Source organism: Alkalihalobacterium sp. TH-98, assembly GCF_057473385.1.
Genome location: NZ_JBYCKM010000027.1, coordinates 129,620 through 140,865, shown reverse-complemented (window position 1 = coordinate 140,865; position 11,246 = coordinate 129,620). Strand labels below are relative to the sequence as shown.

Sequence of the window (11,246 nt, the reverse complement as noted above, 5' to 3'; positions counted from 1 at the left end):
TAAAAGTGTTTGATATAGCTCATTGTCACAAACGTGACGTTTTTAAAACATTGACGAGATATCATGTATCTCATTTATTTCGCTTGGCTTTTTGTTTAGTTTTCAAAGAACTTTTCTTGCCACCTCAACAGCAACTTTATTATCATAACAAAATCTCAAATAGTCGTCAAGGACTTTTTTGTTTGTTTTTTCAGTGCCGTTATCAGCGACAAATAATAATATATCATTTATAAAAAAAATAATCAAGTGTTTTAATAAAAAAATCTAAAACAGTTTTTTCATTTCATTAAGCACACGTAAAACAACATATAATAATCAATAAGGTACCTTACGTTATAATAACAGTTAAAGTACATTGTAATAAGAAGAACAACATACTTTAACTGACTAACTATAGTCTAACTTAATGAGTTAATTAATTGAAACATGGGTACGAGTATCGATAAAAACATTAGTAGTACGATTACACCAATGATGACAAACATACTTGGTTGCAAAACCATAACCATTTTCCTTGTCTTTTCTTCAATCGAAACAAATAAATGTTCACTATAATGAAGCAATTCAAGGTCTAATGCTGCTCGTTTTTGTCCATGTTCAATAACCAATGCTAATTCATTATTAAAAAAAGGTCTTTGACTTATAAGATCAGCTAATCCTTCTCCCTCCTTTAACTGTTGGATTAACCATACTGCCTCGTCTTGAAGAAATAGAATAATGCTTTGTTCTTTAAAAATATTTAACGCTTGAGAAATGGATAAGCCTCCTTTAAGTAAACTACTTAACTGAATACAGAAATAGTAAGTAAGCAACGAAGACACATATGAGGAAACAAACGGAACTTTAAAAATCAAAGTCATCTTTTTATGGGGAGTAAAATGGCGGAACTTTGTTATATAATAAGTAAATCCAAATAAGGAGGCGCTTAGTCCCCCTAATAATAAAAAGGGAATACTATCAATCATATGCAGAAATAAAACCGTGACAAATGGTAAATCTACCGACATTGTATCAAATAAGGTTTTAAAGTGAGGAAATAAATAAGTCACCATGACTGTCATAACAATGAACAATATCCAAATAAGGAAAAAGGGGTACATTAGTAATTTCCCTAATTTCTCTTTGATTTGTTCTTGTTTTAAATAAAGCTTTCCCGCTTCGGTTAAACCCGTTGGTAAACCTCCAATCTGCTCTGAAAAGTAGATAAATGTACTTATATCATTAGGTAACTTAATGCTTTCAAGTGCCTTATATAAAGCTTGTCCTTCCTTTAATTCGTTCATTACTTTTGAGAATTTAAGTTTTACCGGCTCTTTTTGAGATAATTGAAGCAGTTCTAATCCTTCTGATAAGCTATAGCCTTGTTGTAACAAATACCCCAAACGTTGAAGGATCTCCGCTTTTTTTATTCCACTTACATGCTTACCCCATCTCACTCATTTCACCATACCTCTCTAAAGAATGATGTGTTATAAATCCAAGCGCATAAGCTTTAATCAATTGTTTTTGTAACGTTCTAAAAGAAATTGAAAAAGGTTGATTGTGAAAAATATTATATTTAGCGATAGCCAAATTGGACCCAAACAGCATTTCATAAACAGCTGTAATTTTGCGATTATTAATCATATCACAAAAACTCGAACAACTTTCTCCTCCACATAATGGGCACTTTCGCTCAACTAACCTTTGTGTGACCACACCTGCAAGCGTTTGTTCAATGTCATGTTTCGGTATTCCTAATTCTAATAATCGATAAATGGCACTAACCGTATCTTTGGTATGCATTGTTGTGAGAACTAGATGTCCTGTCATAGCTGAACGAACAGCTAACCGGGCCGTCGCTTTGTCTCTAATCTCGCCGACCATAATAATATCAGGATCGTGCCTAAGTATTGCTTTCAAACCTTCATCATACGTTATTCCAGCCTTATCATTTATCTCCATTTGTATTAAGCCTTCTGTTCTTTTTTCAATCGGGTCCTCTAAAGTAACTATGTTTAAAGGTTTGGATTGTTTTGCTGCTAACATCATCGAATATAACGTGGTTGTTTTCCCTGACCCGGTTGGCCCTGTGACGATAATAAGGCCACTTCTTTTTTTTATCAGTTGTTTTAAAATTGAAGAGTCATTAGGGAATAAAGGGAGTTGTTCAAGGGCTAAAGTTTCATCTTGGGGAAGAAGTCTTATGACTAAGCTTTCTTGAAATGGCGTGGGGATTGTAGAAAGGCGTAGACTTATACGTTTTGATTGGAATATAAATTCTAAGGAGCCATTTTGGGGTTTTCTTTTTTCGCCTATATCCATACCAGCTGAAAATTTATAATGACTAATGAGTTTTTCACAAATTTTTACTGATATTTTTTCGAAAAACTGTAAGCTTTGGTGAATTCTAAAATAGATATAGGCATCCGCTCTGTTTGGCACTAGGTGTATATCGCTGGCCTTTCTTCTTGCAGCTTCATTTAGAATATAGGAACTTTTAAACTCGATTTCCTCCATATTTTCACCTCCTTTGATCCCTATAATTTTCACAATACTATCGAACTTATATTTTTTAAAGTAAATTTTTTATAAAAAAATTGTATATTTTATTTCGTGCCGTACATAATAATTACTGTCAACCGGTTGCAATGGGCTATAGCCAAGCGGTAAGGCAACGGACTTTGACTCCGTCATGCGTAGGTTCGAATCCTGCTAGCCCAGCCATACATAAGAAAACACCTCTCAAATCAAATGATTTGGAGGTGTTTTTCTCATTTTTCTTATTTCTCTTCTTCAGTAGTGTTTTTCTCATTTAGTCTGTTATTAACAGACGCTAATTTTCCTTCAAGGGATGATGCTTTATCACGACGGTCATCAATCCGAATATTTGTAGCCACTCGTTGAACACCCGCTTCAAACGGAACTTCATGTATTGCCTGAATGACTTCAAAAAGTACAGGTAATTCTCCTTCAATAAGGGTACTCATTGGTGTTAGTTGGTATTTAATTTTATCACCATACTTCTCAAGAACTCGGTGTATATCCGCCACGTAATGACTTACACTTGGTGAATTTGTACCAATTGGAATAATAGTTACATCTACTATAGCCACTTTTTTCTCCTCCTTCTTTACTACCCTTTTTTCCTTAATCAGTTCAGGAAATTCTTGCAGCGCCAATTTTCGATATGAACGGATTGCTGTCAGTAAATGAACTCGTTCAGGCTCAGTCGTTGTTACATGCTTCTGTAGAAAGTAAGATACAGCTATAATATATCTACTTACGATTCGCATAAACCTTTTATTAAATGTTCGATTGATAAAAATTACAACGACAAGTGCACTATAAGAAGCCCACATAAGAGCCTGTGCTCCTGTAAGAAAGGGAATTAATAATAACCAAAGTAATGCTACCGAACTAAAATAAATGACAACAGTATTCGTTGAACAGTAGCGATTAGTTATCGCGGCTTTTCGGATTTGATAAAGTCGTGACTGCTTTATTACCCCGCGAGCACTAAAGACTTTATGTTCTGCTCCATGATATTTTTTCAAAGTTGTCGGAAACATAAAATGTGTACCAAACATATAATAAAAGAAAGAGTAATACGGCAAACCTCTCCACGTTATAACATCTAGAAAAGCAATTAAGATTTTTGGTACAAATATTAGTGCCATAAAAACAATGGTTAACAATTTAAACATCCAAGGCAAAGATGTAAAAACTTGTCTAGACATTATAAATATAGTGGTAAGATTAAGCGGTTTTACCCAATCTGATATTCTACCCTTGTTGTTATAAGCACAAGCTACATATTCTTTTCCAATAAAAAAGATCCCATTTTGATAGGACAAACCTTTAATCATGTTGTCCAATCCTTTCTCATTGTGTTGGAATAGTCGTAAAACGCTCGATAATCCAATGTTCAATATCAATATTTACATTTGAAAAACGAGCATGTTCAAATGAGAAACTCCCATGCTCCTCCCATGTATGGAGATAGCTAATAGATACCTCGTTACCTGAATAGAGTGCACTACCTAATACAATCTCAAAGGAACCCTTATTCCCATAACCGATATGTTCTTGCACTTCATTTGGAAACTCGAAAATAATGCCGTCAGCTACAAGAGTTCCTTCTGTTTCAAAAATCACTTGTTCACCATGTAATAATTCTAGTTTTGACCCGCTAATCAATTGAGGATCGATCGAATCATGTTCTTCATCAACAAATTTTACGCCAATATAATCATGACCTAGCACACCATCAACAGGCATTTCTTTCCAATCCCAATAACCATTGATTGTATGTTTATCACCACTTGAACTAGCCTCTACAACAAGAGACATAACTGTGTCTAATTCTTCATTTGTGAGTTGGTCTGACGTATTTAGATAATGGTAGCCTCCATAAAAAATAAATCCCATTAATAGAAGCGGTAATATGATAACAGCAGCATTTCCTCTAAACATAAACAACCACCTTAACATTAATATATACATTGATATTGTCTCTAAGTTTTGAATATTTGTCCATCGTTTCCTAGGAAATTTTAAAGGCTGACCAAGGAAATCCTCCTAAAGGTCAGCCAACAAGTAATTTTTATTTATTTAATCGATAGGCAGCATGGTTAGTCGGCCCAATTCCTTTTCCAATTGACAAAGAATGAGTAATTGCTGCGCTAATAAATTGCTTTGCAGTTTGCACAGCAACAGTTATTTCATTCCCTTTTGCAAGTTGAGCTGCAATTGCCGCTGCAAACGTACAACCTGTTCCATGAGTATTTTTCGTACTAACCCGTTCCGCTTCTAAAAGAGTAATATTTTCTCCATCATACAAGATATCCGTAGATTTCTCATCACCTTGTAAATGCCCGCCTTTTAACACAACATACTTTGGTCCGAGTTCATGTAACTTCTTCGCAGTGATTTCCATTTCTTGTAACGTTGTCATTTCTTCAACACCTAATATTTTCGCTGCTTCAGGTAAGTTAGGTGTAATAACAGTTGCAAGTGGAAGCAGCTTCGTAACAAGAGCTTCAACAGCTGCATCTTGTAATAGTGATGCACCACCTTTTGCAATCATTACAGGATCGACCACAAGATTGTTTACTTGATAATGTTCTAGCTTTTGTGCAACAAGCTCAATAATTTCAGCTGAAAATAACATTCCTGTTTTAACTGCATCCGTACCAATATCAGATAACACAGCATCAAGTTGAGCTTCAATAGCCTCCATAGATTGTGGAAACACCCCATGGACACCTAATGTGTTTTGAGCAGTTAACGCTGTAATAACGCTAGTACCAAATACACCTAATTCTTGAAACGTCTTTAAATCGGCTTGTATACCCGCTCCACCGCCACTGTCGGAGCCTGCAATTGTAAGTGCTTTGTTCATAACTATTTCACCTTCCTAGATTGTTGACTCCCGCTTAACTAAATCGTTCTGGAGAAAACGATGTTAGCGGTACAATCTCCTGTTTTTTATCAAGAAGATCTGCAACGATATGAGCAGTTACAGGGCTTAATAATATACCATTACGATAATGTCCTGCCGCAAAAATAATTTCTGGCGAATTGGATAACGTACCAATTAAAGGGTAACCATCTTGTGTAGCCGGCCTTAAACCAGCCCATGTATGAAAGGGTACTTCATTCTCAAGAAAAGGCAACACATTTTTATTCCAATTGGTTAATCTGCGAATTCCTTTTTCAGTAACCGTCGTATCAAATCCAGCAATATCTTCTGACGCGCCGTTAACAAGCGTACCATTCGCTTTAGGAACTAAATATCCTTGACTCGTATATATAATATGATTAACTTTTCCTACCGGGATATTGTAAGCACAGATTTGTCCTCTAATCGGATACACTGGAATACTTAGATCGAATACGGTTTCTAATTCTTTTGCCCAAGCACCGTTACTAACTACCAAGCGGTCACCCGAAAATGTTCGTCCATCTTTTGCTACAATCGTTATTTCAGACTGCCAACTATGCAAAGTAACTTCTTCAAGGTAATCATAAATCTTTACACCTAATTTACGACAGCCTTCTTCTAAAGCTTTTACATAATCTGGTGCATATACATGACTCTCTTCAGGATAATACATCGCCGCAATCATATCTCGGGAAAGTTCTTTTTCTAACTTAAATAAGTCTTCGCCATAGAGAATTTCTGCTTTCGCGCCAAACTGACCTTGCCATTGCTGTCTCGTTTCAAGCGCTAAAAGATCTGCTTCATGATAGACACAATGTAAACTTCCTGAGTTCGTGTATTCAAAATCCATTCCCGAAACTTCTTTTACTTCTTTTTGCCATTTCGGATATAGTTTTAAGCTCTCAAGACAAAGTCTAAAAAAATCATCAGGGTCTTCTCCTATCTCAGAAAATGGAGCAAGCATTCCAGCTGCAGCTCCTGAAGCCTGTCCACCACAAGCTACTTTTTCTAAAACAACCACTTCATGTCCGCGTCTCTGACATTCAAAAGCGGTTGCAAGTCCGATAATACCCCCGCCTAGTACAACAATCCGTTCTCCCATTTACATTCCTCTTTCTATTTCAAGATCAACGATTCGTAGGCGCTGCTTGCTGTTGCATAGCGTTTTTGCGGAATTCGACCAGCTAAATAAGACATTCGACCAGCTTCAATAGCATAGCGCATTGCAGTAGCCATCTTAACTGGATCTTTTGCTTTTGCAACAGGTGTATTCATTAGTACACCGTCTACGCCAAGTTCCATCGCTTGAACAATATCTTTCGCAGAGCCCAGCCCAGCATCTACAATAATCGGTACATTAGCCTCTTCAACGATTAACGAAATATTATAGGGGTTTAAAATTCCTAAACCTGTTCCAATTGGTGCACCACCAGGCATAACAGCCGCAGCCCCTGCTTCCTCTAATCTTTTACATAATACAGGATCATCGGAAGTATAAGGCAGTACCACAAAACCTTCGTTAGCAAGAACTTCCGTTGCTTTTAAAGTTTCAATTGGATCAGGTAGTAATGTTTTCTCATTAACACTGATCTCAACCTTAATCCAGTCACTTAGTCCACTTGCTTTTGCTAAACGTGCAATTCGTATTGCTTCTTCAGCTGTTTTGGCTCCTGATGTATTAGGCAAGTACGTGAATGTTTGTCCTTCTAAATGTTGTAATATTGCATCTTCATCAGGGGCTTCTAGATTAACTCTCCTAATCGCAAACGTCAGGACTTCTGAACCAGATGCTTTAATAGCCTCATTTTGTACAAATGGATTTGGGTAACGTCCGGTTCCAATAAAAAATCGAGAAGACAACTCTTTTCCACCAATGATTAACTTGTCTTTGCTGTTGTTCATATGATCATCCTCCTCCTACAAAATGGACTAATTCAATTTTCATTCCTGGCTCAACGATGGTAGCCTCCCAGTTGATTCGATCAATGATTTCTCCATTCACTTCAGTAACCACTAAATTTTTTTCAAGCCCGTAATGTTTAACAATATCCGCTAGTGTACTTACTTCTAACTCTACCGTTTCACCATTCACATAAATTTCCATTATAATTTCACCTTTTGATTTATTTTTTCGATAAACTGTTGGCATACAGATTGAACATCTTCTGCTCCTACAATTTCACTAATTGCACAAATACGTGTAGCCCCTGCCTCTAATACTTGATCGACGTTATGAAGCTTAATTCCACCAATAGCAACAAAAGGTATCGTAATTTCTTGTACCACTTGACGAATGTAATCCGTAGTAACGGGGTCCACTACATCTACTTTACTATTCGTATGAAAAATCGGTCCTACCCCAATATAATCTGCTCCTGCTCGTTCAGCCTCTCGAGCTTCTTCAATCGCATGGGTAGATAGGCCAATAATCTTGTTCTCTCCAACAATTTTTCTTGCCTCTCCTATCGGTAAATCATCTTGCCCGATATGAATCCCATCAGCATCAACTGCGAGTGCTACATCAATATGATCGTTTACTATAAATGTAACCCCATATTTTTTCGTTAACTCTCGTAATTGCTTTGCTTTTTCAAAAACAACTTTTTTTGAATTGGTTTTATCACGTAATTGAATAATGTCTGATCCACCTAATATAGCTTGTTCTATTACCGTTACTAAATCCCGATTCGGGTGAAACTCTTCACCAGTAATCGTATAGAGTTTAAAATCTTTCATTTCTTGATGTCTCCTTTCACTGACTAAAGAATAATGACAATTAAAAGATCTACTATGCTTAAACAAAGCAAAACTATAAAATACCGCAGCTAGCTGCTTTCAAAACAAGTAAAAATAAAACCGCAATCCAACGACGGATTACGGTTAGATATTGATGTTTAATCAATTCTTCGACTTTCCTACGCTGGGATTACCAGATCAGGTTCGAGGGTAAAAGGATATCCTTTTTCTCAGCCTTGTTACAGGCACCCCTAGTCACTCTTATTAAATTTTCTCTTTTTTCATTATGACATATTTTTTATAGATTACAACTGAAAAGCACAGGTTCATTACTCTACTAGTGAATGAATCGTTTTATTAGATAGATCAATCAACCACTCAAATTGGTTTCCGTACAACATCCAATTTCCATCTGGTGACAAATTGAGCGGCGCTTGCAGATCCACATCTATTATTTTCTCTTCAGTACCATTCTCAACATTAAATTGAGTTAATTCAAAAGGATCGTCGTAACCAAAAAAATCACCGCTGTACATCGGTCTTAAATAATAAAAGAAGTGCTCATTATCATCATATTGATGAAAAGGGATCCACCACTGCTCTGAGTATGTATTTAACGTCGGAATTTCAAGTTGAGCTTTAAGATCTTGATTTTGATAAAATTGATAAATGGATTGCTCAGCCTCCAGCGACTCGACTGAAATAGCGACAAGAACATTTTCTCCAAATGTAAAAAATGCAATGACGTCCTCTAAAATTTCTTCCGTTGTGTTTGACACTAAGTTGTGTTTATATATTGGAGCGAAAAAACTTGGAGCAAAAGAAGACCATTCTAGAAAGGCAACTTCATCTTTAGACAACCACTGAAAATAGGTTTGCTCTAGTTTTAGCTGTGCCAATCTTCCTTCACTAAGATTTAATTGATACACATCAAACTCCCAGTCTGGAAGAAATGAAATGATAATGAGTTCATCAGAATTGTAAGGACTCCAAAAAAGAGAATATTCTTCACCAATGTCACTTAATTTATAAACCATCTGTCCTTCTGAATTAATAAAGTAAAGAGGAGAGCTTAAATCGTAAGTCGAAGTCTGGATAGCAAAGTATGAGTGGTCATAGTTTGCTTCTACCGAGAAAATTGGTTCTTCGGTCTGAAAAAAATCACTAATTTCACCTGTTTTCAGATTCACTTTGTTTATGAAGGAAGTTGCATTTTCGTCTTTTAATAAGAGAACCGTATCACTATCGTACCATTCACTTATTTCAACAAAGCTGTATGGATTTACTTGAAGTGGTGTTTGTAAATCTGTTTTCGTTAACAAATCTAATTTCTTCTCTATCAAATTGACATTTTTTTGAGCGTGGTGAGTTAGTCCTTCATCTTTCGTAATACATCCGACACTAAATATTACAAGGAAAGTTATTACGAAGAACAGAGATTTACTTTTCATTTGAACCTCCGTTTAAAACTACATATTTCTTCTTATTACAGACAAAGAATAATTTCCATTATTACATGTTTCATATATATGCTCAATAAAATAAAAGTTCGTCCATCAAATTGACATAAAAAGGGTGCAAATGCACCCTTTACTTAATTTAATTATATAAAAACTTAGCACCTGCTATTCCTGGGTTAGTCATTTCTTTCGGGTCTAAAATTTCATTTAGTTCTTCTTCAGAAAGAATTCCCCGCTCTATACAAATTTCTCGGACAGGGCGATCGGTTTGGATGGCTTCTTTAGCAATTCTACTTGCTGTTTCGTAACCCACATGCGGGTTTATTGCCGTAATAATCCCTACACTTCTCTCGACCATATCTCTACACTTTTCAATATTGGCCGTAATCCCTTCAATTGTATATTGCCTAAACACTTTTATTCCATTTTGCAATATAGATAACGATTGTAACAAATTAAAAACTAGAACGGGTTCCATCACGTTCAACTCTAACTGTCCTGCTTCAGAAGCAAGACTTATTGTGTGATCATTTCCAATGACTTGAAAAGAAATTTGGTTAATCACTTCACACATAACTGGATTTACTTTTCCTGGCATAATTGATGAACCAGGTTGACGTCCAGGTAAGTTAATTTCATTTAACCCTGTTCTAGGCCCTGAACTCATCAACCGTAAATCGTTTGCCATTTTGGATAAGTTTATTGCTAATATTTTTAGTGCACTTGATAATTCGGTATAGGCATCCGTGTTTTGAGTAGCATCCACTAAATCCTCAGCTGTCTCAAATGGTAACTTTGTAATGTCAGCTAAGTACTTGGCCACTTTTTGTATATATTCAGGCAATGCATTTAAACCTGTTCCGACTGCAGTTGCCCCCATATTTATTTGGTACAATTCACTTAATGAACCGTTCAATCGTCGAAGATCCCTCGTAATTACTCGCCTGTAGGCGCCAAATTCTTGCCCAAGCCTTATCGGTACAGCATCCTGAAGATGTGTACGTCCCATTTTTATGACGTTATCAAATTCTTCTTCTTTATCTGATAAAGCCTGAATTAAATCTTCTAATTGTTGTGTTAAACCTTTTGCTAAATTTAAACAAGAAATATGAATAGCTGTTGGAAACGCATCATTCGTAGACTGTGCCATGTTCACATGAGTATTCGGGCTGACTTTTAAGTACTCCCCTTTTTTTCCTCCTAGAAACTCAATGGCTCGATTGGCAATAACCTCATTTGCATTCATATTAAAAGATGTCCCGGCTCCTCCTTGAATAGCGTCAACGATAAAGTGATCATTCAGTTTCCCTTCAATTACTTCTTCTGCTGCCTCAACTATAGCATCAGCAATTTGCGGGTTTAGAGCACCTACATCTCGGTTTGCCATTGCCGCAGCTTTCTTTACATATCCGAATGCTTTAATTAACTCTTCATGTGGAGGATAACCGGTAATTGGAAAGTTTTCTTTTGCTCGCATCGTTTGTATTCCGTAATACGCATCAGCCGGTACTTCCTTCTCACCAATTAAATCACGTTCAACTCGGTATTTCTCCATGTAAACTTCCCCTTTATTTAACTAAATTAAATTTAGTTTTCTTTCTATAGTCGTTTTCAATGCACCCTTT

The 11,246-nt window shown here is 36.2% G+C and carries 11 protein-coding genes, 1 tRNA gene, 1 pseudogene and 1 riboswitch; of the genes and pseudogenes, 1 reads left to right on the top strand and 12 read right to left on the bottom strand.

All coding sequences use genetic code 11. The annotated features are described in order from the left end of the window. Positions 1–398: 398 nt before the first annotated feature. Entirely contained in the window at positions 399–1,436 is a 1,038-nt protein-coding gene (comGB, locus tag AC2VNP_RS11135) for a competence type IV pilus assembly protein ComGB (RefSeq protein WP_486917394.1), read from the bottom strand. Then, complete coding sequence (comGA, locus tag AC2VNP_RS11130) at positions 1,423–2,532, bottom strand: competence type IV pilus ATPase ComGA (RefSeq protein ID WP_486917393.1); 1,110 nt, start codon at positions 2,530–2,532, stop codon at positions 1,423–1,425. The genes comGB and comGA overlap by 14 nt, the downstream gene beginning before the upstream one ends. A gap of 99 nt (positions 2,533–2,631) precedes the next feature. Here comGA and AC2VNP_RS11125 point away from each other — a divergent pair. Further along, positions 2,632–2,706: transfer RNA gene (locus AC2VNP_RS11125), tRNA-Gln, on the top strand. Positions 2,707–2,762: 56 nt separating this feature from the next. Here AC2VNP_RS11125 and AC2VNP_RS11120 read toward each other — a convergent pair. The 10 genes and pseudogenes from AC2VNP_RS11120 to aspA form a co-directional block, all read right to left on the bottom strand. Continuing rightward, positions 2,763–3,095 (bottom strand): MTH1187 family thiamine-binding protein, encoded by a 333-nt coding sequence (locus tag AC2VNP_RS11120; RefSeq protein WP_486917398.1) that lies wholly within the window; start codon positions 3,093–3,095, stop codon positions 2,763–2,765. A 75-nt stretch (positions 3,096–3,170) separates the two neighbouring features. Continuing rightward, positions 3,171–3,848 (bottom strand): annotated as a pseudogene (locus AC2VNP_RS11115) (DUF1385 domain-containing protein); the annotation flags it as partial. Between the two features lie 16 nt (positions 3,849–3,864). Then, the gene (locus AC2VNP_RS11110; protein WP_486917392.1) at positions 3,865–4,455 is read right to left on the bottom strand and encodes a hypothetical protein; all 591 of its coding nucleotides are present in this window, start codon (positions 4,453–4,455) and stop codon (positions 3,865–3,867) included. 130 nt (positions 4,456–4,585) lie between these two features. Next, a complete protein-coding gene (gene thiD / locus AC2VNP_RS11105; RefSeq protein ID WP_486917391.1) occupies positions 4,586–5,383 on the bottom strand; it encodes a bifunctional hydroxymethylpyrimidine kinase/phosphomethylpyrimidine kinase in 798 nt (265 codons plus the stop codon). A gap of 34 nt (positions 5,384–5,417) precedes the next feature. Further along, on the bottom strand, positions 5,418–6,527 hold the full coding sequence (thiO, locus tag AC2VNP_RS11100) for a glycine oxidase ThiO (RefSeq protein ID WP_486917390.1): 1,110 nt from the start codon (positions 6,525–6,527) through the stop codon (positions 5,418–5,420). Between the two features lie 14 nt (positions 6,528–6,541). Next, positions 6,542–7,327: a thiazole synthase gene (locus AC2VNP_RS11095; RefSeq protein WP_275118576.1), complete on the bottom strand. Its 786-nt coding sequence runs from the start codon at positions 7,325–7,327 to the stop codon at positions 6,542–6,544. A gap of 4 nt (positions 7,328–7,331) precedes the next feature. Beyond that, a complete protein-coding gene (gene thiS / locus AC2VNP_RS11090) occupies positions 7,332–7,529 on the bottom strand; it encodes a sulfur carrier protein ThiS (RefSeq protein ID WP_486917389.1) in 198 nt (65 codons plus the stop codon). Beyond that, positions 7,529–8,161 (bottom strand): thiamine phosphate synthase, encoded by a 633-nt coding sequence (gene thiE / locus AC2VNP_RS11085; protein ID WP_486917388.1) that lies wholly within the window; start codon positions 8,159–8,161, stop codon positions 7,529–7,531. The genes thiS and thiE overlap by 1 nt, the downstream gene beginning before the upstream one ends. A 159-nt stretch (positions 8,162–8,320) precedes the next feature. After that, positions 8,321–8,424, bottom strand: a riboswitch (TPP riboswitch). Between the two features lie 66 nt (positions 8,425–8,490). Further along, positions 8,491–9,612 carry a YqgU-like beta propeller domain-containing protein gene (locus tag AC2VNP_RS11080; protein ID WP_486917387.1) on the bottom strand — a complete coding sequence of 374 codons (1,122 nt, stop codon included), beginning with the start codon at positions 9,610–9,612 and terminating at the stop codon, positions 8,491–8,493. 148 nt (positions 9,613–9,760) lie between these two features. Further along, positions 9,761–11,176: an aspartate ammonia-lyase gene (gene aspA, locus AC2VNP_RS11075; protein WP_486917386.1), complete on the bottom strand. Its 1,416-nt coding sequence runs from the start codon at positions 11,174–11,176 to the stop codon at positions 9,761–9,763. Between the last annotated feature and the right edge of the window lie 70 nt (positions 11,177–11,246).